The 25,658-nt window shown below is 63.5% G+C and carries 21 protein-coding genes and 2 rRNA genes (1 of these 23 running past the window's edge); 8 read left to right on the plus strand and 15 right to left on the minus strand.

Annotation, left to right across the window (positions count from 1 at the left end; translation table 11 throughout):
• Window positions 1-29 precede the first annotated feature (29 nt).
• The 3 genes from ACT7DK_RS17560 to ACT7DK_RS17570 are packed head-to-tail and all read right to left on the minus strand — an operon-like array spanning window position 30 to window position 2,312.
• On the minus strand, window positions 30-845 hold the full coding sequence (locus ACT7DK_RS17560; protein WP_445401430.1) for a glutaminyl-peptide cyclotransferase: 816 nt from the start codon (window positions 843-845) through the stop codon (window positions 30-32).
• Between the two features lie 8 nt (window positions 846-853).
• Window positions 854-1,657 carry an ABC transporter permease gene (locus ACT7DK_RS17565; protein ID WP_445401432.1) on the minus strand — a complete coding sequence of 268 codons (804 nt, stop codon included), beginning with the start codon at window positions 1,655-1,657 and terminating at the stop codon, window positions 854-856.
• On the minus strand, window positions 1,644-2,312 hold the full coding sequence (locus tag ACT7DK_RS17570) for an ABC transporter ATP-binding protein (protein ID WP_445401434.1): 669 nt from the start codon (window positions 2,310-2,312) through the stop codon (window positions 1,644-1,646). Before ACT7DK_RS17570 ends, ACT7DK_RS17565 begins: the two co-directional genes overlap by 14 nt.
• Before the next feature lie 295 nt (window positions 2,313-2,607).
• Here ACT7DK_RS17570 and ACT7DK_RS17575 point away from each other — a divergent pair, with 295 nt between their 5' ends.
• The gene (locus tag ACT7DK_RS17575) at window positions 2,608-3,003 is read left to right on the plus strand and encodes a PA2779 family protein (protein WP_445401436.1); all 396 of its coding nucleotides are present in this window, start codon (window positions 2,608-2,610) and stop codon (window positions 3,001-3,003) included.
• Complete coding sequence (locus ACT7DK_RS17580; protein ID WP_445401438.1) at window positions 3,003-3,941, plus strand: PA2778 family cysteine peptidase; 939 nt, start codon at window positions 3,003-3,005, stop codon at window positions 3,939-3,941. The genes ACT7DK_RS17575 and ACT7DK_RS17580 overlap by 1 nt, the downstream gene beginning before the upstream one ends.
• Window positions 3,942-3,948: 7 nt before the next feature.
• Here the strand turns inward: ACT7DK_RS17580 and ACT7DK_RS17585 are convergent, their stop codons facing one another.
• The 4 genes from ACT7DK_RS17585 to ACT7DK_RS17600 are packed head-to-tail and all read right to left on the minus strand — an operon-like array spanning window position 3,949 to window position 7,347.
• Window positions 3,949-4,551 carry an ABC-type transport auxiliary lipoprotein family protein gene (locus ACT7DK_RS17585; RefSeq protein WP_445401440.1) on the minus strand — a complete coding sequence of 201 codons (603 nt, stop codon included), beginning with the start codon at window positions 4,549-4,551 and terminating at the stop codon, window positions 3,949-3,951.
• On the minus strand, window positions 4,548-5,462 hold the full coding sequence (locus tag ACT7DK_RS17590) for an MlaD family protein (RefSeq protein ID WP_445401442.1): 915 nt from the start codon (window positions 5,460-5,462) through the stop codon (window positions 4,548-4,550). The genes ACT7DK_RS17585 and ACT7DK_RS17590 overlap by 4 nt, the downstream gene beginning before the upstream one ends.
• Before the next feature lie 2 nt (window positions 5,463-5,464).
• A complete protein-coding gene (locus ACT7DK_RS17595; RefSeq protein ID WP_445401444.1) occupies window positions 5,465-6,241 on the minus strand; it encodes an ABC transporter ATP-binding protein in 777 nt (258 codons plus the stop codon).
• Window positions 6,238-7,347, minus strand: a complete 1,110-nt coding sequence (locus ACT7DK_RS17600; RefSeq protein WP_445401446.1) for an MlaE family lipid ABC transporter permease subunit — start codon at window positions 7,345-7,347, stop codon at window positions 6,238-6,240. The genes ACT7DK_RS17595 and ACT7DK_RS17600 overlap by 4 nt, the downstream gene beginning before the upstream one ends.
• Window positions 7,348-7,484: 137 nt before the next feature.
• On the opposite strand from ACT7DK_RS17600, the gene ACT7DK_RS17605 reads away from it, so the two are divergent.
• The 4 genes from ACT7DK_RS17605 to ACT7DK_RS17620 all read left to right on the plus strand — a co-directional run bounded on the left by ACT7DK_RS17605 (window position 7,485) and on the right by ACT7DK_RS17620 (window position 9,108).
• Window positions 7,485-8,051 carry a PhnA domain-containing protein gene (locus tag ACT7DK_RS17605; RefSeq protein ID WP_445401448.1) on the plus strand — a complete coding sequence of 189 codons (567 nt, stop codon included), beginning with the start codon at window positions 7,485-7,487 and terminating at the stop codon, window positions 8,049-8,051.
• A gap of 41 nt (window positions 8,052-8,092) precedes the next feature.
• On the plus strand, window positions 8,093-8,404 hold the full coding sequence (locus ACT7DK_RS17610) for an NGG1p interacting factor NIF3 (RefSeq protein WP_445401450.1): 312 nt from the start codon (window positions 8,093-8,095) through the stop codon (window positions 8,402-8,404).
• Window positions 8,405-8,468: 64 nt separating this feature from the next.
• On the plus strand, window positions 8,469-8,594 hold the full coding sequence (locus ACT7DK_RS17615) for an isocitrate/isopropylmalate family dehydrogenase (RefSeq protein ID WP_445402400.1): 126 nt from the start codon (window positions 8,469-8,471) through the stop codon (window positions 8,592-8,594).
• A gap of 28 nt (window positions 8,595-8,622) precedes the next feature.
• The gene (locus ACT7DK_RS17620) at window positions 8,623-9,108 is read left to right on the plus strand and encodes a methylated-DNA--[protein]-cysteine S-methyltransferase (protein ID WP_445401452.1); all 486 of its coding nucleotides are present in this window, start codon (window positions 8,623-8,625) and stop codon (window positions 9,106-9,108) included.
• Between the two features lie 544 nt (window positions 9,109-9,652).
• Here the strand turns inward: ACT7DK_RS17620 and ACT7DK_RS17625 are convergent.
• Complete coding sequence (locus tag ACT7DK_RS17625) at window positions 9,653-10,885, minus strand: serine hydrolase (RefSeq protein ID WP_445401454.1); 1,233 nt, start codon at window positions 10,883-10,885, stop codon at window positions 9,653-9,655.
• Window positions 10,886-11,114: 229 nt separating this feature from the next.
• Entirely contained in the window at window positions 11,115-14,795 is a 3,681-nt protein-coding gene (metH, locus tag ACT7DK_RS17630; RefSeq protein WP_445401456.1) for a methionine synthase, read from the minus strand.
• Window positions 14,796-15,039: 244 nt separating this feature from the next.
• On the opposite strand from metH, the gene ACT7DK_RS17635 reads away from it, so the two are divergent.
• Entirely contained in the window at window positions 15,040-16,329 is a 1,290-nt protein-coding gene (locus ACT7DK_RS17635; protein WP_445401459.1) for a cation:proton antiporter, read from the plus strand.
• Between the two features lie 330 nt (window positions 16,330-16,659).
• Here the strand turns inward: ACT7DK_RS17635 and metA are convergent, their stop codons facing one another.
• Window positions 16,660-17,613, minus strand: a complete 954-nt coding sequence (gene metA / locus ACT7DK_RS17640) for a homoserine O-succinyltransferase MetA (protein ID WP_445401461.1) — start codon at window positions 17,611-17,613, stop codon at window positions 16,660-16,662.
• Between the two features lie 142 nt (window positions 17,614-17,755).
• On the opposite strand from metA, the gene ACT7DK_RS17645 reads away from it, so the two are divergent.
• Entirely contained in the window at window positions 17,756-18,940 is a 1,185-nt protein-coding gene (locus ACT7DK_RS17645) for a CinA family nicotinamide mononucleotide deamidase-related protein (protein WP_445401463.1), read from the plus strand.
• Here the strand turns inward: ACT7DK_RS17645 and ACT7DK_RS17650 are convergent.
• From ACT7DK_RS17650 to ACT7DK_RS17670, 5 genes are all read right to left on the minus strand, one after another.
• A complete protein-coding gene (locus ACT7DK_RS17650) occupies window positions 18,937-19,641 on the minus strand; it encodes a phosphatase PAP2 family protein (RefSeq protein WP_445401465.1) in 705 nt (234 codons plus the stop codon). The two genes, ACT7DK_RS17645 and ACT7DK_RS17650, sit on opposite strands and share 4 nt — an antisense overlap.
• A gap of 100 nt (window positions 19,642-19,741) precedes the next feature.
• Window positions 19,742-21,085, minus strand: coding sequence for an 8-oxoguanine deaminase (locus tag ACT7DK_RS17655; RefSeq protein WP_445401467.1), 1,344 nt, complete (start codon window positions 21,083-21,085; stop codon window positions 19,742-19,744).
• Window positions 21,086-21,209: 124 nt separating this feature from the next.
• Window positions 21,210-22,643: a nucleobase:cation symporter-2 family protein gene (locus ACT7DK_RS17660; RefSeq protein ID WP_445401469.1), complete on the minus strand. Its 1,434-nt coding sequence runs from the start codon at window positions 22,641-22,643 to the stop codon at window positions 21,210-21,212.
• A 564-nt stretch (window positions 22,644-23,207) separates the two neighbouring features.
• Window positions 23,208-23,322: ribosomal RNA gene (rrf, locus tag ACT7DK_RS17665) — 5S ribosomal RNA — on the minus strand.
• Between the two features lie 80 nt (window positions 23,323-23,402).
• A 23S ribosomal RNA gene (locus tag ACT7DK_RS17670) occupies window positions 23,403-25,658 on the minus strand; it runs 635 nt beyond the window's last position.

Raw genomic sequence — 25,658 nt, forward strand, 5'->3', positions numbered from 1 at the left:
GTAGCCGTTACCGCCCAGGACGCGATGGTTCAGTCGCCTGTGCCCATATCGACGGGAACCATGCACTGCAACGATGCGCACTCCGGGCGCGGCACGAATCGCACCCGGAACATCGTCGGCCAGAACTTACCGGTGAGATAGAACTCGTCCCGCTCCGGATCATGGGCGATGCCGTTCAGCACCGCCTCCCTGCCGCCGGGTCGCTCGCTGAGCGGGTTCAGGGCGGAAGCGTCGATCTCGGCATCAATCCGCCCGGTGCTGGTGTCGATCCGTACTATCCGATCCCGGCGCCAGACGTTGGCATAGACATGACCACCGACGCAGGCCAGTTCGTTGAGTTTCATCATCGGCCGGCCGTGCAGGCTCACCTCGACGGCCGCCAGCAGCGAAAAATCATGCGCATCCCGACGGTACAGGGTGGCCGAGCCATCACTCATCCACAGCGCCTCACCATCGAAGCACAACCCCCAGCCTTCACCAGCGTATTGGTGTGCCCCCACCAGCCTGAAGTCATCCAGTCGCCAGATCAGTGCCAATCCCTCACGCCAGGTCAACTGGATCAACCTGTCCTCGACCAGGGCCAGCCCTTCCCCGAAGAAAGCCGGATCCAGCGGTAACTGACGCAGCACTTCCCCGCTGGCCGGATCCACCTCCCGCAGGCTGGAGTCCCCATAGAGGCCGGTACTCTCGTACAGGTATCCCTGATGGTGCAGCAGTCCCTGGGTAAAGGCACCGGGATCGTGGGGCAGCACCGCCAGCACCTCGACCTCCAGCCGCTCGACCGCCGGCATGGCCCGGGCCGCTCCCCAGCAGAGCAGGCAAAGCGATAAGATCACGCGCATCATGGCATTATTCACTTTTTCGGCGCGGCCAGGCGGTCCAGGCGCAGTCGCTCCCGCTCGTCGAACAGCCGGCGACTGGCCAGGATGACCGCCAGCAGGGTGCCGAAACCGGTGGCGGTGGTGATGGCGAACATCACCAGTATCTGGTATTTCACCGCCACCGCCGGCGGGCTGCCCGCCAGGATCTGGCCGGTCATCATGCCCGGCAGGCTGACCACGCCGGCCGCCGCCATGCCGTTGATGGTGGGGATAAGGCCGCCGCGCATGGCGTCCCGCCGCAGCTCCCCCACCGCCTCCTGCCAGCGCTGGCCCAGCATCAGCCGGCCCTCGACCAGTGCCCGTTGGCGCCAGACTCCCTCGGTCAATCGATCCAGGCTGAGCGCCACCCCGGTCATGGTGTTGCCGAGCATCATGCCCAGCAGCGGAATGGCATACTGGGGGGTATACCAGGGCTCGGGCCCGATGATCAGGGCCAGGGACAGCACCGTCACCGTGAACGCCGACAGCAGCATGGACAAAGTGCCGATGCCGAAACTCCAGGCGCCGGCCAGCCGCCGTTTCTGCCGGGCCATCACCTCCCGCCCGGCGATCAGCAGCATGGCGGCGGCCATCAGCACCACCCAGTGCAGCGCCGAGGTGGCGAACAGGGCCTCCAGCACCAGGCCGATCAGGGCCAGTTGCAGCACGGTGCGCAGGGCCGCCACCAGCAGGCTGCGGCCCACTTCCAGCCGGCTGGCAAGGGTACAGGCGGCCAGCGCCACTATCATCAACGCGGCCAGGGCCAGCTGCCACCAGCTCAGTTCAATCACCGCCATCGGCGTTCTCCAGCAGCTTGTTCCGGATCCGGTAGTGGCGATCCGCCACCCGGGCGATCTGGGCCGGATCATGGCTGATCCAGATCACCGGCAAGCCGGCCCGCCGAGCCCAGGCCCGGATCCAGGCCTCGGTTGTCTCGGTCAGGCGGGGATCCAGGTTGGCGGTGGGTTCATCGAGCAGCAGCGCCCGGGGTTGCCGTGACCAGGCCCGCAACAACGCCAGCCGCTGTCGCTCGCCGGATGACAGCCGGCTGACCTGCCAGCCTGCCACCGGCTCCTCGAATCCCAGGGCCGCGCACTGATCACCCAGATCCCGTGCCAGGTGATCACCCACCCGCTCGCCCCACCACTGGCTGTCGGCCGGTACCAGCATCACCCAGCCGCGCCAGCAATGGCCCTTCACCCCGGACTGGCGCTGCGTCCCCAGCCAGACCTCACCGCCATGGGCGTCCAGATCGGCGATGGCCCTGAGCAGCCGGCTCTTGCCCGAGCCCGAGGGCCCGGACAGGCAGAGGATCTCGCCGGGAGCCACCCTCAAGGAGACGGGCTCCAGCTCTCCGACGGACAGCGCCTCCAGTCGCAACGCCCCCCTTTCCCGTTTATTTTCCCCACCCGTTCTCCCCACCACCACGGCCACCCCCATGTGACACAACATCAGATACACCACCAAGTCAGGGCTGCCATGTCCATTGTTGTCGCAATGACATTTGCCTTGCAGCCATGACGACCGGCGGTCAAACCGCCGTGAAACCCTGTATCCAGGCCCCTGGCCGACGCCGGAGACACTGTTCACAACACTGCCCGCCCCTTGCTTTCCACATCGTCTTCATCAGAATCCGGAGCACCCGCAAGACTATACTACCGAACGAGAGATGGCATGGAACGCAGCACCGAGAATGCGGCACTTGCGCCCCGCCAGCCTCACACCGCCAACCTCAGGGAGAACAAGAATGATGCAACCTATCTGCCGGATCATGAACCCCGTACTTATCCTTTCGCTGCTGACGGGCGGCATGCCGCTGGCGGTCCAGGCCCAGCCGGTCGCCCTGGTCTCCACCCAGCAGCTGCTGGCCACGGAACAGGTGAATGCCGACCGCGAGCGGATCCGCGAGCTGCTGGCCCGCACCGAGGTGCACGACCAGCTGGTCGGGCTGGGCGTCGAGCCGGCCGAAGTGGAAGCCCGGGTCGCCGCCCTGTCGGACAGTGAAATCCGGCAGATGGCGGAGCAGCTGGACAGCCTGCCGGCCGGGGCCAATGCCGTGGTCGGGGCCCTGCTCACCGTCTTTATCATACTGCTGGTCACCGACCTGCTGGGGTTGACCAAGGTCTTCCCCTTCACTCGCTGATGACGGCTCCCCTGCGCCGTTGGCACGACCGCCTGGCGGGCGTCCTGCTCCTGCTGCTGACCGGTTGCGCCGGCACCCCGGCGCTGTCTCCCGGGGCGGCCCAGGTCCTGCCGGCCAGCGCCCACGTCGGCAGCGTACCCTTCCACGGCCAGCGCGACTACCAGTGCGGCCCCGCCTCCCTCGCCATGGTGCTGAACGCCAGCGGCGTGCCGGTCGGGGTTGACGAGCTGATCCCCCAGCTGTTCCTGCCCGGACGCCAGGGCAGCGTGCAACCGGAAATGCTGGCCGCGGCGCGGCGGCATGGCCGTATCGGCTACCCCCTGCCGGGCGGCTTCGACGGCCTGCTCGGCGAACTGGCCGCCGGTCACCCGGTGGTGGTACTGCAGAACCTGTCCCTGCCCGCCTGGCCCCTGTGGCATTACGCCGTGGTCACCGGCTACGACCGGGAACGGCAGCTGCTGATCCACCACAGCGGCGAGCAGGCCCGGCAAGCCATCGCCATGGGCCGGTTCGACGCCACCTGGGCCCGCAGCGGCCGTTGGGCCATGGTCGTTCTGCCGCCCGGCATCTTGCCGGCGACCCTGGGGCCGGCCCAGGCGGCGGAGAGCATCGCCGCCTTTGAACAGGTGGCCGGCGCCGAGGCCGCCCTGCCGGCCTGGCAGGCGCTGACGGCCCGCTGGCCCGACCATGCCCAAGGCTGGTTCGCCCTGGGCAACGCCCACCACGGCGGCGGGGACAACGATGCCGCCATCACGGCCTTCCGCCAGGCGACCCGGCAGGATCCGCAACTGGCCGCGGCCTGGCTCAACCTGGGATTACTCCAGGCCGCCCTCGGCCAGCCGCGGGACGCCGCCGCGGCCCTGACCCGGGCCGTCGCGCTGGAAGGCCCCTTCCAGGCCCGGGCCCGGCAGGCCCTGGCGGCGCTGCCGTCCGAGTAAGGGTCCATCAAGGGGCTGCTGCCAGGCTCCAGTCGATCAGCTCCCTCGCCAGGCGATCCGCCGCCCGGCCCAGGGCGGCCACCGCCTCCGCCTCGGCGGGGCCGGCCATCGGCGCCTGGGCCTCGAACCGCCGGCTGGCCAGGATCCGCCGGCTGCCGGTGTCGACCAGCCGGGCGTCGTAGCGGATCACCGCCACCGGACCTCCCTCCCGCATCTCCACGTTCAGGGCGCGCAGCACCCCGCCCAGCTCCAGCCCGGCCTGCAGGCCGTCGCCGTCGCTGCTGAGCCGGGCCACCCGGCCGTCGCGCCAGAAGGCATCCAGCAGCCAGTCCCGCCACAGCAGCGGCATGGGCGCGGCCCAGCGGGCCCGGGGATAGGCCTGGTAGCGGTGGTCCGCGGTCAGCACCAGCAGGCGGTTGCCGCCCAGGGCATCGGTGGCGGCGGGCCGGGCCAGGCGCAGCGCCGCCAGCTTAGTTCCTTTCCGGACTTCGGCCGCCGGGGGCTGGCCGGACGGGGGCAGCCGGTACAGGGCCACGGGAGTGGGCTCGGGCAATACGCTGCAGGCCACCAGCAGGATGGACAAGGATAGGCAAAACAGGATCCGGATCATGGCCTGAACTCCTCGATGTCGTCGCGGCCGAGCAGGTAGCCGGCAGGATCCTGCTCCAGCCGGCGGGCGATGTCGCCCAGGGCGGCCAGGGTCCGACGCAGTTCCTGGATGGCCGGTCCCAGCTCGGCCAGGCCCTGCAGGCCCCCGTCCAGGCCCGGCCGGTTGTCGGCCAGCAGCGCGTCCAGCCGGCGGCTCGTCCGCTCCAGATTGGCCAGGGCGGCGGCGGCGCTGGCCAGCAGGGGCTCGCCGTGGCGGCCGACCTGGGCATCGAGCCGGGCCAGCAGCCGCTGCAGTTGGTCGCCGGCGGCGGCGAGGCTCTGCAGGCCGGCGGCCAGGCTGTCCTGCTGGGCCGCCAGGGTGCTGGTGGTGGCGTCCAGGTTGGCCAGCACCCGGCCCAGATGGCGGGCGTTGTCTGCCGACAGCATGCGGTTGGCGTTGTCCACCAGGGTGGTGATGGCGAGCAGCAGCTCTTCGCTGTTGAGCCGCAGCCGGGCCAGGGGCGAAGGCGCGGCGACGATCACCGGGATCTGGTCGTCCCGGGCCAGCAGCGGGCTTTCCGGCGAGCCCTGGCTCAGTTCGATGTGGGCGGCGCCGGTGATGTTGGTCAGGGCCAGGCGGGCGCGGGTGTCGGTCTTGACCGGGGCGTCGCCGGCGATACGCACCCGGGCCCAGACCTGGCGGGGGTCTTGCGGATCCAGGGTCAGGCGTTCCACCTCCCCCACCCGGATGCCGCTGTACTGCACGGCGCTGCCCACCGACAGGCCGGACACCGGCTCCCGGAACAGGATATCGTAGCGGCGGGCATCCCGCTCGCCGCCGGCCTTGGCCAGCCAGAGCGCGAACAGCAGCGCGGCCGCGGCCACCGCCAGGGTAAAAACCCCGATCAGCACATGATGGGCCCGGGTTTCCATGGTCACTCCTTCCGTTGCGCGGCCCGGGCGGCGCGTCCGCGCGGGCCGTGAAAATAGTCGCGGATCCAGTCGTCGTCGGTGGCGGCCACCGTGTCCAGCCGATCCGCCACCAGCACTTGCCGCCGGGCCAGCACCGCCACCCGGTCGCAGCTGGTATAGAGGGTGTCGAGATCGTGGGTGACCAGGAACACCGTCAGCCCGAGGGCGTCCCTCAGGGTCAGCAGCAGGCGATCGAAGGCGGCCGCCGCGATCGGGTCCAGGCCGGCCGTCGGTTCGTCCAGAAACAGGATATCCGGATCCAGCGCCAGCGCCCGGGCCAGGGCCGCCCGCTTGACCATGCCGCCGGACAGCTGGGCCGGATAGCGGTCTCCCGTCCCGGCCGGCAGGCCGGCCAGGGCAAGCTTGACCTCGGCCAGGTACTCCGCCTCGACCCGGGTCAGGCCGGCGTGTTCGATCAGTGGCAGGGTGATGTTCTCGGTTACCGTCAGGGAGGAAAACAGGGCACCGTTCTGGAACAGCACCCCCAGGCGCCGCTCCAGCCGGGCCCGCTCCCGTTCCGGCAGGGCGAGCAAGTCCTGCCCCAGCAGCCGCACCTCGCCCCCGCTGGGCCGGCGCAGGCCGACGATGGAGCGCAGCAGCACCGACTTGCCGGTGCCCGAGCCGCCCACCACCCCCAGGATCTCGCCCCGGTAGACGTCCAGGTCCAGTCCCTGGTGCACCACCTGCGCCCCGAAGCGGTTGTCCAGGCCGCGGATGCGGATCACCGCCTCCCGGCTCACCAGCCCATCTCCATCAGGAAGAGGGCGGCGATGGCGTCCAGCAGTATCACCACGAAAATGGACTGCACCACGCTGGAAGTGGTGTGCTCGCCCACCGACTGGGCGCTGCCGCCGACCTTGAACCCCTCCAGGCAGCCGATCAGGGCGATCAGCAGGGCGAACAGGGGCGCCTTGCCCAGTCCCACCAGCAGGTGCCGCACCGGAACCTCGTGCACTATGGTCAGGTACTGGGCCAGGGAGATATCGAGCGAAACCAGGGCCACCAGGGCACCGCCTACCATGCCCGACAGCATGGCGATAAAGGTCAGCAGCGGCAGGGTGAGCAGCAGCGCCAGCAGCCGCGGCAGCACCAGCAGTTCCACCGGATCCAGCCCCTGGGCGCGCAGGGCGTCCAGCTCCTCGTTGACCTTCATGGCCCCGAGCTGGGCAGTGAAGGCGCTGGCGGTACGCCCCGCCAGCAGGATGGCGGTGAGCAGCACCCCGAACTCCCGCAGGAAGGAGTAGGCCACCAGATCCACCGTATAGATGGTCGCCCCGAAGTTGGCGAGCACGGTGGCGCCGAGAAAGGCCACCACGGCCCCCACCAGGAAGGTCAGCAGGGCAACGATGGGCACGGCGTTGAGGCCGCATTGCTGCATCTGGGCCACCAGGGCGGTCGGCCGCCAGCGGCCCGGCCGGGGCAACAGCGTCACCAGGGTAGCCAGCGTCAGCCCCATAAAGCCGAGCAGTTGCAGCCCTTGCCGCCATCCTCCCGCCACCAGGGCGCCCAGCCTGGCCAGGTCGTCGCTCCAGCGGCGCACCGGTATCGGCGGCGGCTCCCGACCGGCCATGGCTTCGGCCACCGCCCGCAGCAAGGCCCGCCGCTCGTCCGACAGCCCTGATGCGGCGGGAAGCAGCCGGTCGAGCTGCTCCGCCCCCAGCCAGCGCACCAGCAGGGCGGCACCGGCGGTATCCAGGGCGGTGAGGCCGACGGCGTCGAGGTGCACCACCGGGCCGCCCGTCGGCGTCAGGCTCCGGGCCAGTTGTGTATACTGGGCCAGGGTCCAGTCCCCGTGCAAACGAACACGGGGCTCCGGGCCGGCTTCTAAGGTCAGGGATGCGGTCATCTTGTCCAGGTTGCTCGAAAAACCAAAAAGAAGCCCATACAAAACGGCATTGTCCGCCATTCCATAGATAACCACAACCGGAGCCCGGTTTTATGCTAGAATCCTGGCCCCCTTTCATTGCCACAAGAGCCCGAACCATGACCATAGAACAACAACTGCGGGAGCGCAGCGGCGACCGTTGTGAACTGTGTGGTGCCACCGACGCCCTGAGCCTGCACCCTGTTGCCCCCAGGGCTGCCGACAGTGCCGATCACTGCGCCCTGCTGTGCGCCCGCTGCCAGTCCGAGCTGGACGGCCCCCAGGATCACAACCACTGGCGCTGCCTCAACGACAGCATGTGGAGCCCGGTGCCGGCGGTGCAGGTGCTGGCCTGGCGCACCCTGAAAAAGCTTTCCGGTGAAGTCTGGGCCCGGGATCTGCTGGACATGCTCTACCTGGAGCCGGAGGTGCAGCAGTGGGCCGAAGCCGGCCTGGTCGCCGAGGAAGACGACGGCGAGCCGACCTTCGACAGCAACGGCACCCGGCTGCAGGCCGGCGATGCGGTCACCCTGATCAAGGATCTGGACGTCAAGGGCGCGGGCTTCACCGCCAAGCGCGGCACCCTGGTCAAGAACATCAGCCTGACCAATAATCCGGAGCATATCGAAGGCAAGGTCAACGGCGTGCAAATCGTACTGGTTGCCAGGTTCCTGAAAAAAGCCTGACAGCGGGGAACCATCGGCCCCCGACCGCGAAAGGAGGAAAGATGTACAAACTGGTCTTCTTCGTGCCCGAATCCCATCTGGAGCCGGTCAAGACGGCGGTGTTCGCCACCGGCGCCGGCAAAATCGGCGACTACGATCAGTGCTGCTTCGAAACCCGGGGTCAGGGCCAGTTCCGCCCCCTGGCCGGGGCCAGTCCCTTTATCGGCGAGCCCGGCGAGCTGGAACGGGTGGCCGAGGTGCGGGTCGAACTGGTATGCGAAGATCACCTGATCCGGGACGCCGTCGCCGCCCTACGCGCCGCCCACCCCTACGAAGAGCCCGCCTTCGACGCCTGGCCCCTGGCCGGACTCTAGTCCGGCAGCGGCAGCCCCAGTTCCCGGGCCATGTCGGTCAGGCTACCGGCCAGGGCTGAAAGAACTGCTCGGCGACGTCCTCTCGGATCTGGTGTCGGCCTGTACCGGCACCATCGGCGTGGCGCCATCGGCCAACATCAACCCGACTGGCCCGGTAACTGCCACTCGTGCCGCAGTGGGGATACAATGACGGCATCCCCCACGCAGCCGGAGCCCTTATGTACGCCACCCTGCCAAGCCCCCTGGGCACCCTTTATATCGCCGCCAGCGACGACGCCATCCTCGAAGTCGACTTCCGGGACGAAGCAATGCCACCCTGCCCGCCGGCCAGCCCCCTGCTGCAGGCCGCCTGCGACCAGCTCGATGCCTACTTCCACGGGGAGCGGCAACGGTTCGAGCTGCCCCTGGCGCCCCGTGGCACTCCCTTCCAGCAGGAGGTTTGGCAGGCCCTGCAGAGCATTCCCTGCGGCGAGCACCGCAGCTACCGCGATATTGCCGCCCTGATCGGCAACCCCAGGGCGATGCGGGCGGTAGGTATGGCCAACGGCCGCAATCCCGTCGCCATCATCATCCCCTGCCACCGGGTGATCGGCGCCGGCGGCAAGCTGGTGGGCTATGCCGGAGGCCTGGAACGCAAGGCCTGGCTGCTGCAACACGAAGCCGGCATGGCCCGCCGCCGACGATATGAACCCGCCACCTTGTGAGAGATCTCTCAAGCTAACGACAGAAAAAACGTTTTCACTACGCGAAACTCGCCAGATAAATCAATTAAAAAACAAATAAATCAATAGCTTACTTAAAAAACTAGATTTCAGCCGGCGCCGGTACCCATTTTACCCGCTTGAGCCGCCCGGGGGTTCGGCTATTATCTCTCCCGCAAGGAACGAGGAAGCCGGTCAGGAAGACGGGCTGCCAGGAAGGCGAAAGGAGCCCCGCTGGATGCGGTAATGGACACCTCCCCGGATGGAGACGGTGAAGCGGGTCAGGATGACGCGCGGTCAGGATGACCAACAGGACACACCGAAGGATCGGGAAGAGGATGACCTTAAGGATTAAGGTGAAGTCAGGGATTGCAGGGAGCAATTTGGTTTAAGGACAGAGCCGCTGAGACGACCCAAAAAGGGGGTGACATGATGTCGCCCCCTTTTTCTTTGTACCCTTCTTGATTCTCTGTACCCTTGGCGAGGGCACTTCGCTTATCTCCTAGGTGATGGCCCGCCACCGTTTCAAGGTGACAGGCTCCTTGCTTCAGCTGCCGCTCAAACGGACCACCAGGCAGTCCATACCCTGACGGGACAGACGCTGGCAGGCGCTTTTTGCCTGGTCTTCCTGCAGTCCCACCAGCCGGGCCCGGAACAGCTTGCGGTTGCTGATCTCCACCTCGTTTACCGCTATCTGGGCCTTCTCCATATCGGCCAGCCGGCGGGCCGCATCGGACGCCCGCTCCCGAGCCTGCTCCGGCACCCGGAAGGAGCCGATCTGTACCGCCCACCCGAGCTCATCGGTGATCATGGTCTGTTGCACCGGGAAGGTCTGAGAGGCGCGCTGCAGCACCGCCGGCGCCCGGGTCACCGGCTCCTGCCGCACCACTTGCCGCACCGTATCGGTACTGACCACCAGCTTGGCGGCCGGCTTGGCCGCCTCGGGCGATGCCTTGGCGAGCTGGGTGGCCCGTTCGAAACCCCGATCCAGCAACGATGCCATATGGCTATCTCTGGACTGGGCGGTTTTCCCCCCCATCACCACCCCGATCAGACGACGACCATCCTTGACCGCGGAAGTGGCCACGTTGAAGCCCGACGCGCGGATGTAGCCGGTCTTCATGCCGTCGACCCCCGCGTAATTGCGGATCATGCGGTTATGGCTGGTATAGGTCCGCCCCTTGTAGCTAAAGGACTGGGTGGAAAAGTAGTGATAATACTGGGGAAAATCCTTCATCAACCGTACCGACAGTATCGCCAGATCCCGGGCAGTCGTGGTCTGGGCCGCATCGGGCAGGCCGGAGGCGTTGCGGAAAGTGGTGGCGGTCATCTTCATCGCCTTCGCCTTGTCCGTCATCATCCGGCCAAAGCCGCTCTCGGTACCGCCCAGGGCCTCAGCGACCACCGAAGCCACGTCGTTGGCGGAGCGCACGATCAGCGCCGGGATGGCCTCCCTCACCTTGAGTCTGTCCCCCGCCCTGAGCGAGATGTTGGTCTGAGGCATGGAGGCGGCATGGGCCGATACCGGCATGGCGGTATCCAGGGTCATCAGCCCCTTTTCCATCGCCTCGAACAGCAGGTAGAGGGTCATCATCTTGGTCAGCGAGGCAGGATAACGGCTGGCATCCGCATTGGAGGCATGCAGCACCTCGCCGCTGTCCGCGTCGAGCACGATGGAGGCGTAGCGCGGATTGGCCTGCGCCTGGTTGAACAGGGAGTACAACAGCAAAACGGCCAGGAACAGAACCCCCGCTTTCCCGGCGTTTTTTACGGCAAACATGGAGAGCTCCTCCCAGAAATTAAACAAAGCCGGCAGAAGCTACGTTATCGTCCGAATTCTGTCCAGCCTTTCCCACCGACCCCCGTCGACAGGCGGCGTCTCACAGCCTTTCGACGGCCGCCATCATTACTAGCATACACGCCGTCACCCTCGCCGGGGAGTCACCTTGGCACAATATTTAGCATCGAGGCATTTAGCATCAGGCCGCCTCCCGGTGCCTTGCCACGGTTTACTCGCTCAGGTTGGGCGCCAGCCACTTCTCGGCCTCGACCCGGCTCATGCCCTTGCGCTCGGCATAGTCGAGCAGTTGGTCTTCCTGGATCTGGGCCACCGCGAAGTAACGGGTATCCGGATAGGAGAAATACCAGCCCGACACCGCCGCCCCCGGCCACATGGCGAAAGACTCGGTCAGCTTCATGCCGATGCGTGTCTCCACGTCCAGCAGCTGCCACAAGGTGCCCTTCTCGGTGTGCTCCGGGCAGGCCGGGTAGCCGGGAGCCGGACGGATACCCCGATATTTCTCGCGGATCAGCTCGTCGTTGCTGAGCGCCTCGTCCGGGGCATAACCCCAGTATTCGCGGCGCACCAGCAGGTGCATGTACTCGGCGAAGGCCTCCGCCAGCCGGTCGGCCACGGCGCTGGCCATGATGGCGTTGTAGTCGTCGTGGGCCTCCTTGTAGCGGCGGATGATGTCGTCCTCACCGATACCGCCGGTCACCGCGAAGGCGCCGATATAGTCGGGCTTGGCGCCCTTGGGCGCCACGAAATCGGCCAGGCAGTAGTTGGGGAAGCCGTCCTTCTTCTCGGTCTGCTGACGCAGGAAACGCAGGGTGTGCAGCACCCGGCTGCGGGACTCGTCGCTGTAGACCTCGACGTCGTCGTCCACACTGTTGGCCGGGAACAATCCCATGACGCCGGAGCAGCGCAGCTCGCCGTCCGCCGCCAGCCGGTCGAGCAGGGCGTTGGCGTCGGCGTACAACCGCTTGGCTTCCTCACCCACTATCTCGTCCTCGAGGATGCGGGGGAACTTGCCCGCCAGAGACCAGGTAAGGAAGAAGGGGGTCCAGTCGATGTATTCCCGCAGCACCGCGATGGGCACGTCGTGGAATTCGTGGATGCCCGGCTTGGCCGGCACCGGCGGGGTGTAGGCCTGCCAGTCGATCACTATCCTGTTGGCCCGGGCCTCGGCCAGAGTTACCGGTCGGGTACGGGGTTTCTTGCGGGCGTGCTGATCCCGCACCACCTCGTATTCCTGCTTGAGCCGTTCCACGAAGGCGGGCTTGTTCTCCGCGCTCAGCAGGGTCTGTACCACGCCCACGGCGCGGGAGGCGTTGGCCACGTAGACCACCGGCTCGTCGTAGTTCTGCTCTATCTTCACCGCCGTATGGGCCTTGGAGGTGGTGGCGCCGCCGATCAGCAGCGGGATCTTGAAGCCCTGTCGCTGCATCTCCTTGGCCACGTGCACCATCTCATCCAGCGATGGGGTGATCAGGCCGGACAGGCCTATCATGTCGGCGTTGGTTTCCCGGGCGGTTTTCAGTATGGTCTCGCAGGGCACCATGACCCCGAGGTCGACCACCTCGAAGTTGTTGCATTGCAACACCACCCCGACGATGTTCTTGCCGATGTCGTGCACGTCGCCCTTGACCGTGGCCATCACCACCTTGCCATTGCTCTGACCCGCCTCCTTGCCCGCCTCGATATAGGGCTGCAGGTAGGCCACCGCGCGCTTCATCACCCGCGCCGACTTGACCACCTGGGGCAGGAACATCTTGCCCTCGCCGAACAGATCGCCGACCACGTTCATGCCGTCCATCAGCGGCCCTTCGATCACCTCCAACGGCCGCGCCGCCTGCTGGCGGGCTTCTTCGGTGTCGTCCTCGATAAAATCGGTCAGCCCCTTCACCAGGGCGTGCTCCAGCCGCTTGTTCACCGGCCAGCTGCGCCACTCCAGATCCCGGGCATCCGCCTGCTGGCCACCGCTGCCGCGATAGCGCTCGGCTACCTCCAGCAACTCCTCGGTGGCGCCGTCGTGGCTGTTGAGCACCACCGCCTCCACCTTGGCCTTGAGTTCGGGTTCGATATCCTCGTAGATGGCGAGCTGGCCGGCGTTGACGATGCCCATGTCCATGCCGTTCCTGATGGCGTGGTACAGGAAGACTGCATGGATGGCCTCGCGCACCGCGTCGTTGCCGCGGAAGGAGAAGGAGACGTTGGACACGCCGCCGGAAATCATGGCATGGGGCAGGTGATCCTTGATGTCCTTCACCGCCTCGATAAAGTCCACCGCGTAGTTGTTGTGTTCGTCGATACCGGTGGCCACGGCGAAGATGTTGGGGTCGAAGATGATGTCTTCCGGCGGGAAGCCGACCTTGTCTACCAGCACCCGGTAGGCGCGCTCGCAGATCTCGAATTTGCGCGCCCGGGTATCGGCCTGGCCCACCTCGTCGAACGCCATCACGATGACGGCGGCGCCGTAGCGGCGCACCAGCCGGGCCTGCTCGATAAATTTCTCTTCCCCTTCCTTCATGGAGATGGAGTTGACGATGCCCTTGCCCTGAATGCACTTGAGACCGGCCTCGATCACCTCCCATTTGGAAGAGTCGATCATGATCGGCACCCGGGCGATATCCGGCTCCCCGGCGATCAGGTTGAGGAAACGGGTCATGCAAGCCTCGGCGTCGAGCATGCCCTCGTCCATGTTGATGTCGATGATCTGGGCGCCGTTCTCCACCTGCTGCAGCGCCACTTCCAGCGCCTTGTCGTACTGCTCTTCCTTGATCAGCCGCTTGAACATGGCCGAGCCGGTGACGTTGGTGCGCTCGCCCACGTTGACGAACATGCTCTCCGGGGTGATCAGCACCGGTTCCAGGCCGGACAACCGGCAGGCCACCGGCAGTTCGGGCAGGGCGCGCGGCTTGATGCCGGCCACCGCCTCGGCCATGGCGCGGATATGTTCGGGGGTGGAGCCGCAGCAGCCGCCCACCAGGTTGAGAAAGCCGCTCTCGGCCCATTCCCGGATATGGCCGGCCATCTCGGTGGCGTCCAGATCGTATTCGCCGAAGGCGTTGGGCAGGCCGGCATTGGGGTGGGCCGACACATAGGTCTCGCACACCCGGGACAGCTCTGCCACGTACTGGCGCAGTTCGTCCGGCCCCAGGGCGCAGTTGAGGCCGAAGGACAGCGGCTCGGCATGACGCAGGGAGTGGTAGAAAGCCTCGGTGGTCTGGCCCGACAGGGTGCGGCCGGAGGCGTCGGTGATGGTGCCGGAGATCATCACCGGCAGCCGCCTGCCTAGCTGGTCGAACAGGCCTTCGATGGCGAACACCGCCGCCTTGGCGTTGAGGGTGTCGAAGATGGTCTCGATCATCAGCAGATCGGCGCCGCCGTCGAGCAGCGCCTGGGCCGCCTCGGTGTAGGCCTCCACCAACTGGTCGAAGGTAACGTTGCGCTTGCCCGCGTCGTTCACGTCCGGGGAGATGGAGGCGGTTCTGTTGGTCGGGCCCAGCACCCCGGCCACGAAGCGCGGCTTGTGTGGTTCTTTCGCCGTCCACTCGTCCGCCACCCTGCGCGCCAGCCGGGCCGCTTCCAGGTTGATCTCCGCCGCCAGGCTTTCCATCTGGTAGTCGGCCATGGCGATGGTGGTGGCGTTGAAGGTGTTGGTTTCGATGATGTCGGCACCGGCGGCGAAGTAGTCGCTGTGGATCCGGGCGATGATCTCGGGCTGGGTCAGCACCAGCAGGTCGTTGTTGCCCTTGAGATCAGAAGGCCAGTCGGCGAAGCGTTCCCCCCGGTAGGCGGCCTCGTCCAGCCGGTAGGACTGGATCATGGTGCCCATGCCCCCGTCGATGATGAGGATCCGTTCGGCCAGGGCCTGTTCGAGCTGGGAAAAAACCGGGGATCTGGACACTGCTGACTCCTGTAACAACCTGATTCCTGTAAGCGGCCCCCATGCTATCACAAAACCGCCCATTAGAAATCCAGCCATCTACAAGGCCGGTGGATAACTGCAGGCCAAATGGAAGGTCGTAAGGGGTCATTTAACCGCAGTTTTCACTAGGGCCGGAACGCCGATTAGGGCACACTATAGGCCAGCCGGCGAAGACCGGCCAACCCAGCTTGCAACCCCAAAAATAACGATCGGAAGTGCCTCTATGAGCGTCTATTACACCCTGTGTTTTTTGGCGGCGATGGCGATCACCATCGCTTTCGTCAATCAGTACATCATGAAAATCCAGACTACCATCGCCATCACCTCGGGTGCCCTCGGCATCTCCTTCCTGATGCTGATCCTGGGCAAGACCACCTGGCCCGAGCTGCAGCAACACGCGGTGGAGGTGATCAAGACGGTGGACTTCGGCGAGTTCCTGCTGCAGGGCATCCTCGGCTTTCTGCTGTTCGCCGGCGGCCTGGGCATCAACCTGCCGGCGCTGAAGAGCCAGAAGTGGGAAATCTCCATCCTGGTAATAGTGGGCGTGCTGATCTCCACCCTGGTAGTAGCCGTGGGCCTCTGGTTGCTGGCTTATGTGGCGACCATTCCCCTGCCCTTTATCTACTGCCTGCTGTTCGGCGCCCTGATCTCCCCCACCGACCCCATCGCCGTCTTGGCCATCGTCAAGAAGCTGGGGGCGCCGGAGCAGATCGCCATCCAGATAGAGGGGGAGTCGCTGTTCAACGACGGCATCGGCCTGGTTATTTTCCTGACCATCTTCGCCGTGGCCTTCAGCGGCAACGAGGCCAGCTTCGGCTCTGTGATGGCCCTGTTCACCCACGAGGCCATCGGCGGCATCCTGTTCGGCGCCCTGCTGGGACTGATGTCCCACATCATGATCAGTGCCACCGACGACGGCTCCATGGAGCTGCTGATGACCCTGTGCGTACCCACCGCCGGCTTCGCCCTGGCCAATGTGCTGGGGGTATCCGGCGCGCTGGCCATGGTGGTGGCCGGCATCATGATCGGCAACTGGACCCGCCATACCGGTTTTTCCGAGCAGAGCCAGAAACACCTGGATCACTTCTGGCACTTGCTGGACGAATTCCTCAACGCCCTGCTATTCCTGCTGATCGGCCTGGCCATGCTGCTGGTGGAGTTCCACTGGCAGGCCTGGATCCTGGTGCTGCTGTCCATTCCCTTGACCCTGGCCGGCCGCTTCGCCAGCGTGGCCCTGCCCTACCTGGGCTTTCGCCGCTTCCGTGCCTACAACAAGTATTCGGTGCGGATCCTGACCTGGGGCGGCTTGCGGGGCGGACTGTCCCTGGCGATGGCGCTGTCGATCCCCGCCGGGGTCAAGCTGGGCAGTGGCGGCCAGGTGGAGCTGCGGGATCTGATCCTGATGATGACCTACGCCATCGTCATCTTCTCGATTATCGTCCAGGGCATGAGCATCACCCCCATGATCAACAAGGCCAAGGCGGCGGAAAGGGCCGGTTTTCCCATCGAATAAGGGGAACGACAAGGGGGCGAATCACCTCCTTCTGACTGCTGACAAACCTTCAGGCTTATATCAACAGGCAACACCCATGCCCAAACAGGCGGACAAAGGGAACGGCTACGCCGCCCCTCCGCCGCGGCGGAGCCTCCAGGGGGCGAGCTTGCTCACCGTGACGAGCAATTTCGGCCTGACCGAACATCCAGTGAATGTTCACAGCAGGTCGAAATTGCGAGTGCCCTGTCTTTACGGCATGTCGGCGGAGTTGGCCCTTTGGTCGACTTATGCGGTCATGACAACGACGTTGTCATCAAGCTGAAAGGGGCCTATCGCCCCCTTTCTTTGCTACTCTTCCCAGTCTTTGGTCAGGGTATCGCCGGCCGCGCTCAGGGTGCTCAGGTCGTAGGGCGTCAGCTGGTAGACGTGGTAGTTGAGCCAGTTGGAAAACAACAGGTGGCCGTGGCTGCGCCAGGTGGCCCGAGGTGCGTTGTCCGGATTGTTGCCGGGGTAGTAATTCTCCGGCATCTTCGGCTCGATGCCGGCGCTCAGATCCCGCATGTACTCCTGATGCAGGGTGTCTGCGTCGTACTCCGGATGGCCGGTGACGAACACCTGCCGCCGGTCCGGACTCACCGCCAGGTAAACCCCCACCGGCTCGGAGCCGGCCAGTATCCTGAGATTGGTTTTTTCCCGGATAAGATCCAGGGGAAAGTCCGCATAGCGGGAGTGGGGCGCCAGGAAGGCATCATCGAACCCCCGCACCAGGGGCTCGAACTGGGCCAGGTTCTGGTGCTCGTAGACTCCGGACAGCTTCTCCAGCCGGGTACGCTTGTCCAGGCCGTAGAGGATCTTTAGGCCGGCCTGGGCCGCCCAGCACAGGAAGAGGGTGGAAGTGACGTGGCTTTTGGACCACTCCACTATCTGTTCGATCTTGTCCCAGTACACCACGTCACAGAAATCGGTCAGTCCCAGGGGGGCACCGGTGATGATCAGGCCATCGTAGAACTCGTCCTTCACCTGCTCGAAGTCGTAGTAGAAGTGCTCCAGGTGGGACTGGGGCGTGTTCTTGGAGGGCCTGTCATCGATGCGCAGCAGGTCCACCCCTATCTGCAGCGGCGAGTTGGACAGCATGCGCAACAGCTGGTTTTCGGTTTCGATCTTCTTCGGCATCAGGTTGAGCAACAACACCCGCATCGGGCGGATATCCTGGTTGACCGCACGGGTTTCCGTCATCACGAAGATATTTTCCTGAGTCAGGACGTTGGCCGCAGGCAGGCGATCCGGAATTCTGATGGGCATTTGCTCACTCCATGCACAGTATCGGTAAGAAAGTCTAGACATCTAGAAATCTACAACAAAGCAACGGTGCTTGTCATCCCTACCGTGGGCCGGAAACGGAAGTTGCGTTAGAATCCCGCCAAGGCATCTCGAGGACAACGATATGGAACCTGTGATTGAGCTGGTGAGTACCGGCGACGAAGTACTGACCGGGCTGATAGTGGATACCAACGCGGCCTGGCTGTCCCAGCGCCTGCTGGAGCAGGGCTGGCAGGTGAGGCGGCGCTTCACCCTGGGGGATGACAAGGCCGATCTGGTGGCGCTGTTCGAGCAGCGCAGCCATCAGGCCGATCTGGTGATCGTCAACGGCGGCCTGGGGCCGACCTCGGACGACATCAGCGCCGAGGCCATGGCCGCCGCCGCCGGCGTTCCCCTGGAGTTGAACGAGCACTGGTTGGCGGTGATGACGCAGAAGTACGCCAGTCGCAACAGAGCCATGCCCAAAAGCAATATCAAGCAGGCCATGCTGCCCCGGGGCGCCGAGCTGGTGGACAATCCCATCGGCACCGCCTGCGGCTTCGCCGTCAAGCTCAACAGGGCCACCTTCATCTTTACCCCGGGGGTGCCTTCGGAGCTGAAGAAGATGGTGGAAGAGGAAATCCTGCCCCGTATGCAACGCCAGTTCGGTGGCCGGGGCAGCAACCAGGTGCGCCGCTTCTTCCTGTTCGGCCTGTCCGAGTCGGGCCTGAGCGACCGCCTCGACAACAAGCCCTGGCCGTCCGGCATCACCCTGGGCTACCGGGCCAACCTGCCGACCATAGAGCTCAAGCTGATCATCGAGCGGGATGACCTGGCCGCCATCGCCGCGGCGGAAGCCCAGCTACTGGCAGAAGTGGGTGCCCACCTGGTGGCCCGGGACGAATTGAACTTCGCCACCAGCCTGGGCCCCCTGCTGCACAAGCAGGAGCTAACCCTGTTCGAAGAGGCCAGCGGTGGCCGGCTGACGGATACCATCAGCACCATCACCGCCGAGTTCGAGGGTCACTACCTGAGCGGCCTGCCCGACAACGCCGAGGATCTGGGTCTCTGGCTGCAGCGCAGTGCCCGTCCCCTGGCGTTGGCCGTGGGCGCGGAAGGGCCCGAGGGCGTGCCGGTGGCCCTGCTCACCGAGCAGGCTTGCCAGGTGCAGACCCTGAAACTGCATTTTCGCGATCCCCTCTCCCGCCGCCGCCTGCTGGCCTTTGTGGCGCTCGACATGCTGCGCCGCCACCTGCAGGGCCAGGAGGTGATGATCGACTACGATATCCTGCCCTGCAGCGAGCGGCTTGTCCTGGCTTCCGCGCCCTAACCGATCAGGCGCAGGCGCCGCAGCAGTCCCTCGACCAGGCCGGTGGCCAGATCGATCACCCTGCGGGCCAGGGGGGTATGGAACAGCCAGGCAGCGGTGATCAGGGCCAGGGGTACGGAGCCGCAGAGGAAGTCGGTCAGCCAGTGGGCCCCCGACATCACTCTCGGCATGGCCAGGGCCAGCACCAGGGGCGCCACCACATAGAGATAGCGGCGGGGGAACTGGTAGACGGCGAACAGCAGGAAGGTGGCGAAGCCGATGCCGTGATCGCTGGGAAAGGAATCCCCGGAGGCGTCCTTGGCCCTGATATGAGGCACCAGTTGGCTGACCCGCTCCGCCTGCTGGTACACCAGAGTCGGGCTGTGCCTCTCTATCGGCAAGGCCTTGCCCGCCGCCGCCTGGATGGAAAAACAGCCGGCCATGAGCAACAGCAGGCAGCAGATCCTGGCCCGTTCCCGGCCGGACACCGTCCAGGCATGGCGGAACACGAAAAAGGCCATCAGCAGGGCGACGGCGCCGTCGATCCAGCGCTGGTTGACGAAGGCCACGAATTCCGCCCAGCCGGGCACCGTCACCAGCCAGCCGTTGAACAGCCAGAACACCCCCTCGTCGATCCCCTGCCAGTAGCCGAGAAACCAGGAAAAAAACAGCAACAGCGCCAGGGCATGCAGCACCGCCCAGCCTTTGAAATCCCATCGCATGGTGATATCGCCCTCCATTAAATGGGGCCGTTTATACCAGATGAGGAAGAGAATTGCAGGTCGGATCACAGAAATGGGGCGCCGACGGCGCCCCTCGGGTCTAACGCAATTGCGCCGAGAGTTCCCGTTGCCGCGCCTTGAGCGCCTCGATATCGAGGCTGCGGACGGCGCCATCAATCACCCGCCAACGGCCCGCGACCATGACCCTGTCCGCCCGATGGGCACCGCAGAGCACCAGGGCCGCCAGGGGGTCACCCGCACCGGCGAACTGGATATCGTCCAGGGTGAACAGGGCCAGATCCGCCTGCTTGCCGACGGCGATCTCGCCGATATCGCTCCGTCCCAAACAAGCCGCCGAACCGCGGGTCGCCCAGTCCAACACCTTCTGGTGGGTAATGCGCCTGGCACCGTAACGCAGCCGTTGCAGCAGCAGGGCCTGCCGAACCTCCATGATCATGTTGGAGCCGTCGTTGGAGGCGGAGCCGTCCACGCCAATACCGACGGGGCAGCCCGCCTCCTCCAGTTCCAGCGTATGACAGATGCCCGAAGCGAGCAGCATATTGGAGGAAGGGCAGTGGGCGATCCCCACTCCTGCCCGGCCCAGACGGCCAATCTCCTCTTCGTTGAAGTGGATACCGTGTGCCAGCCAGACCCGCTCGCTGAGCCAACCCACCGACTCCAGGTAATCCACCGGCCGCATGCCGAACATCTTCAGACAGAACTCGGTCTCGTCATGGGTTTCCGCCAGGTGGGTATGCAACTGCACATCGTGCCGCTCCGCCAGAGCGGCAGAGGCCTTCATCAGCTCGGTACTGACCGAAAAGGGCGAACAGGGGGCCAGGGCCACCCGGCTCATGGCACCCTCGGCCGGGTCGTGATAGCGCCGGACCAGCCGCTCGCTGTCGGCCAGGATCTGCTCCTCCGATTGCACCGTCGACTGGGGCGGCAGACCGCCCTGCTCCTTGCCCAGACTCATGGAGCCCCGGGTCAGGTGGACCCGTACCCCCAGCCGTCCGGCCTGCTCCAGTTGCAGATCGATAGCCTCTTCCAGCCCCTGGGGGAAAAGATAATGATGATCGCTGGCGGTGGTACAACCCGAGAGCAGCAGTTCGGCCAGGGCGATCTGAGTGGACACCTCCACCATCTCCGGCTGCAGCCGGGCCCAGACCGGGTAGAGTGACACAAGCCAGGAGAACAGTTCCTTATTGAGCGCCACCGGATGGGCTCGGGTCAGGGTCTGGTAGAAATGGTGGTGGGCGTTGATCAAGCCAGGCAGCAGCACATGGTGAGCGGCATCGAACACCTCATCTACCGGCCTTGAGGGTGACTGCCCTTCAGGCACCAGCTCAATAATCTGGTTACCACCGATAACAAGCCCGCCGGCATAGGCCGGTTCTAAGGTAGCAAGGGGATTTTTGATCCAGATTGTGTTGGGGTTTTGCATCAGACTTTCGACTCCATTGACAAATGAAAGTTGGCATCCCCCGGATGTGGAAACCCCTGACGTACAATCCGGGAAGGTACGCCAGGGGATTGCGCCAAATCAGGCGACAATACTGCGGTGAGTCTTAACTGACTTCACCTAATTTTTTTTTAGTCACCTCGGCACCCTCTTCCGCGACAACGGCATCGGAGAGTTCCTCTTCTTCAACCTTTTGTTCCGGTAGTACCAGGCTGAGGAGAATGGCAGAGATGGCCCCCATGGCAACCGGTGAACTCAGAATGTTGGCGACTGTTTTCGGCAGTTCCTGCAGTACATCCGGCACGGTGGACACACCGATACCCAAGCCGACCGAGATGGCTACGATCATCATGTTGCGACGATCCAGGTGTGCATGAGACAGCACCCGGATCCCGGCGACCGCGACGGTGCCGAACATGATCAGGGTGGCACCGCCCAGCACCGGTTTGGGCATCTGCTGCAGCACACCGCCGATAATGGGGAACAGCCCCATGATGAACAGAATGGCTGCGATATAGATGCCCACGAAGCGGCTGGCGACGCCGGTCAGGGCGATAACACCATTATTCTGACTGAAGGTGGTGGAGGGCATGCTGTTGAAGATGGCCGCAATCATGGAGTTGAAACCGTCGGCCAGTACACCGCCACGGATACGGTTCAGATAGACGGGCCCCTTCACCGGCTCTTTCGAAATGGTGGAGTTGGCGGTCAGGTCACCGGTGGTCTCCATGGCGCTGACACAGAACAGGATGGCCAAGGGGATAAAGGCGGCCAGATCAAACTGGAAACCGAACTTGAAGGGCACGGGAATGGACACCAGCGGCAGGCTGCTCAGGTGGGAAAAATCCAGTCGTCCCATGAAAAACGCCGTCAACATGCCCAAGGTCAGGCCAATCACCACCGCGGCCAGACGAATCATCGGGTTTTTGGAACGGTTCAGCAAGATCACGCTGACCAAGACGATGCCGGCCAGCAGCAGGTTGTCCAGTGCGCCGAAGTTTTCAGCACCGAAACCGCCACCGATGTCGGTCATCGCCACCTTGATCAGCGGAATACCGATCAGAATGATGATGGTACCGGTCACCACCGGCGTAATAATGCGCTGCAGTTTGTGGATGAAACGGCTCAGGAAGATCTCGACAAAGGCGGCGCAGAAGCTGACCCCGAAGATGGTCGCCAGAATGTCCTCAGGCGTACCGCCACGACTCTTGACTATCATGCCGGCCGACAACACTGCGGTCAGAAACGCAAAACTGGTTCCCTGCAGACACAGCATGCCCGCGCCGATAGGGCCGATGCGACGACACTGGATAAAGGTTCCGACCCCTGACACCATCAGCGCCATACTGATCAAGTAGGGAACATGCTCCCCCAAGCCGAGCACGCCACCCACGATCAAGGTTGGAGTAATAACCCCGACCAGGCTAGCCAGCACATGTTGCAAGGCGGCGAAGGTCGAAGGCCAGAAAGCAGGCCTATCATGTAATGAATAAAGCAGATCCTGGTTCCGGCTTTGTTCTGTTCTGGTTTCCTGGGTCATAACAGATCCCTTTGTTAATCGTTGCCGAGTGCAGTCTAGAAGACCGCTGTTGATTATTGGCCAACCCGGTAAGACGGTTGACGCTTATCCTCCATGCTCCACTTCAAAGCCTGGGCTAAGTGAGGAGCCGAAGTGATAATACCGCAAAAAAAACACAATTGTTATATCCATGTGATATTTTTGTACACAAAAATAAAAATCATGTGATCTACATACACGCACAGAGCAACACCATTTCAGCGTAAACCGTAATAATAATCCCATAAAAATCATTAAATTATTGTATACAAAAAAGAAGGTGAGCAAGAGTCCACGAGGTCGGCAGAACACAGGACCAACCTGGCCGTTCAACTGCAAAGGGTAAAGCACGGAATAGCGGAAGGGTTTTCAGGGATAGCACCGGCTCGGTGCTGAGGGGGAAGATGCGGCAACTCGGCCTTACGAACCATTTCAGATACGATAAGGCCCTTCACCGATGCGGAGGGCGTGCGCGGCAGGTGGTGCAGTCCGGCCGCAAGCGCAAAAAACCCCGACACTTGCGTATCGGGGTTTTCTAATTTGGGTGCCTGGCAGTGACCTACTTTCACATGGCAGCTGCCACACTATCATCGGCGCGGGTGCGTTTCACTTCTGAGTTCGGCATGGGGTCAGGTGGGACCACAACGCTATCGCCGCCAGGCATAAACTGGTAATCCGGAAAAGCTGTCTTTTGATGAATTCGTTCTCGACCTGCAAGGTCTCACACTTCTTGGGTGTTGTATGGTTAAGCCGCACGGGTCATTAGTACAGGTTAGCTGCACGTATCGCTACGCTTCCACACCCTGCCTATCTACGTCCTAGTCTCGGACGGCCCTTTAGAGAGCTCGAAGCTCTAGGGATGACTCATCTCGGGGCTCGCTTCCCGCTTAGATGCTTTCAGCGGTTATCGATTCCGAACTTAGCTACCGGGCAGTGCCATTGGCATGACAACCCGAACACCAGCGGTTCGTTCACTCCGGTCCTCTCGTACTAGGAGCAACCCCCCTCAATCATCCAACGCCCACGGCAGATAGGGACCGAACTGTCTCACGACGTTCTGAACCCAGCTCGCGTACCACTTTAAATGGCGAACAGCCATACCCTTGGGACCGACTTCAGCCCCAGGATGTGATGAGCCGACATCGAGGTGCCAAACACCGCCGTCGATATGAACTCTTGGGCGGTATCAGCCTGTTATCCCCGGAGTACCTTTTATCCGTTGAGCGATGGCCCTTCCATTCAGAACCACCGGATCACTATGACCTGCTTTCGCACCTGCTCGACCTGTCCGTCTCGCAGTTAAGCTGGCTTATGCCATTGCACTAACCGTACGATGTCCGACCGTACTTAGCCAACCTTCGTGCTCCTCCGTTACGCTTTGGGAGGAGACCGCCCCAGTCAAACTACCCACCAGGCACTGTCCGCAACCCCGATTAGGGGCCTACGTTAGAACATCAAACATACAAGGGTGGTATTTCAAGGTCGGCTCCACGGCAACTGGCGTCACCGCTTCACAGCCTCCCACCTATCCTACACATGTAGGGTCAATGTTCAGTGCCAAGCTATAGTAAAGGTTCACGGGGTCTTTCCGTCTAGCCGCGGGTACACCGCATCTTCACGGCGATTTCAATTTCACTGAGTCTCGGGTGGAGACAGCGTGGCCATGGTTACACCATTCGTGCAGGTCGGAACTTACCCGACAAGGAATTTCGCTACCTTAGGACCGTTATAGTTACGGCCGCCGTTTACCGGGGCTTCGATCAAGAGCTTCACCTTGCGGCTAACCCCATCAATTAACCTTCCGGCACCGGGCAGGTGTCACACCGTATACGTCCTCTTACGAGTTTGCACAGTGCTGTGTTTTTGATAAACAGTCCCAGCCACCTGGTCACTGCGACTGGCTCAGGCTCCATCCGCAAGGGACTTCACCCGCTCCAGCGTACCTTCTCCCGAAGTTACGGTACTATTTTGCCTAGTTCCTTCACCCGAGTTCTCTCAAGCGCCTTGGTATTCTCTACCCGACCACCTGTGTCGGTTTGGGGTACGGTTCACACACATCTGAAGCTTAGAGGCTTTTCCTGGAAGCCGGGCATCAATGACTTCGTCACCGTGGTGACTTCGTCTCGGGTCTCAGTGTTGTGCGTCCGGATTTGCCTAAACGCACCACCTACTCCCTTTCACCAGGACTACCAACGCCTGGCCCATCTAGCCTTCTCCGTCCCCCCATCGCAATGTGTGTCAGTACGGGAATATTAACCCGTTTCCCATCGACTACGGCTTTCGCCCTCGCCTTAGGGGCCGACTCACCCTGCCCCGATTAACGTTGGACAGGAACCCTTGGTCTTCCGGCGAGGAGGTTTTTCACCCCCTTTATCGTTACTCATGTCAGCATTCGCACTTCTGATATCTCCAGCATGCCTCACGACACACCTTCGCAGACTTACAGAACGCTCCCCTACCACTCAGAATAAATTCTGAATCCGCGGCTTCGGTGCCTGGTTTAGCCCCGTTACATCTTCCGCGCAGGCCGACTCGACCAGTGAGCTATTACGCTTTCTTTAAATGATGGCTGCTTCTAAGCCAACATCCTGGCTGTCTGAGCCTTCCCACCTCGTTTCCCACTTAACCAGAACTTGGGGACCTTAGCCGGCGGTCTGGGTTGTTTCCCTCTTCACGACGGACGTTAGCACCCGCCGTGTGTCTCCCGGATAGTACTTACTGGTATTCGGAGTTTGCATGGGGTTGGTAAGTCGGGATGACCCCCTAGCCCAAACAGTGCTCTACCCCCAGTAGTATAAGTCCGAGGCGCTACCTAAATAGCTTTCGGGGAGAACCAGCTATCTCCCGGTTTGATTGGCCTTTCACCCCCAGCCACAGGTCATCCCCTAACTTTGCAACGTTAGTGGGTTCGGTCCTCCAGTTGATGTTACTCAACCTTCAACCTGCCCATGGCTAGATCACCGGGTTTCGGGTCTACTCCTAGCAACTCATCGCCCA

Source organism: Zobellella sp. An-6, assembly GCF_052487945.1.

Coding starts and splice junctions, on each gene's coding strand:
- ACT7DK_RS17560 (WP_445401430.1), bottom strand. CDS start 845: ATGATGCGCGTGATCTTATCGCTTTGCCTGCTCTGCTGGGGAGCGGCC.
- ACT7DK_RS17565 (WP_445401432.1), bottom strand. CDS start 1,657: ATGGCGGTGATTGAACTGAGCTGGTGGCAGCTGGCCCTGGCCGCGTTG.
- ACT7DK_RS17570 (WP_445401434.1), bottom strand. CDS start 2,312: ATGTTGTGTCACATGGGGGTGGCCGTGGTGGTGGGGAGAACGGGTGGG.
- ACT7DK_RS17575 (WP_445401436.1), top strand. CDS start 2,608: ATGATGCAACCTATCTGCCGGATCATGAACCCCGTACTTATCCTTTCG.
- ACT7DK_RS17580 (WP_445401438.1), top strand. CDS start 3,003: ATGACGGCTCCCCTGCGCCGTTGGCACGACCGCCTGGCGGGCGTCCTG.
- ACT7DK_RS17585 (WP_445401440.1), bottom strand. CDS start 4,551: ATGATCCGGATCCTGTTTTGCCTATCCTTGTCCATCCTGCTGGTGGCC.
- ACT7DK_RS17590 (WP_445401442.1), bottom strand. CDS start 5,462: ATGGAAACCCGGGCCCATCATGTGCTGATCGGGGTTTTTACCCTGGCG.
- ACT7DK_RS17600 (WP_445401446.1), bottom strand. CDS start 7,347: ATGACCGCATCCCTGACCTTAGAAGCCGGCCCGGAGCCCCGTGTTCGT.
- ACT7DK_RS17605 (WP_445401448.1), top strand. CDS start 7,485: ATGACCATAGAACAACAACTGCGGGAGCGCAGCGGCGACCGTTGTGAA.
- ACT7DK_RS17610 (WP_445401450.1), top strand. CDS start 8,093: ATGTACAAACTGGTCTTCTTCGTGCCCGAATCCCATCTGGAGCCGGTC.
- ACT7DK_RS17620 (WP_445401452.1), top strand. CDS start 8,623: ATGTACGCCACCCTGCCAAGCCCCCTGGGCACCCTTTATATCGCCGCC.
- ACT7DK_RS17625 (WP_445401454.1), bottom strand. CDS start 10,885: ATGTTTGCCGTAAAAAACGCCGGGAAAGCGGGGGTTCTGTTCCTGGCC.
- ACT7DK_RS17635 (WP_445401459.1), top strand. CDS start 15,040: ATGAGCGTCTATTACACCCTGTGTTTTTTGGCGGCGATGGCGATCACC.
- metA (WP_445401461.1), bottom strand. CDS start 17,613: ATGCCCATCAGAATTCCGGATCGCCTGCCTGCGGCCAACGTCCTGACT.
- ACT7DK_RS17645 (WP_445401463.1), top strand. CDS start 17,756: ATGGAACCTGTGATTGAGCTGGTGAGTACCGGCGACGAAGTACTGACC.
- ACT7DK_RS17650 (WP_445401465.1), bottom strand. CDS start 19,641: ATGCGATGGGATTTCAAAGGCTGGGCGGTGCTGCATGCCCTGGCGCTG.
- ACT7DK_RS17655 (WP_445401467.1), bottom strand. CDS start 21,085: ATGCAAAACCCCAACACAATCTGGATCAAAAATCCCCTTGCTACCTTA.
- ACT7DK_RS17660 (WP_445401469.1), bottom strand. CDS start 22,643: ATGACCCAGGAAACCAGAACAGAACAAAGCCGGAACCAGGATCTGCTT.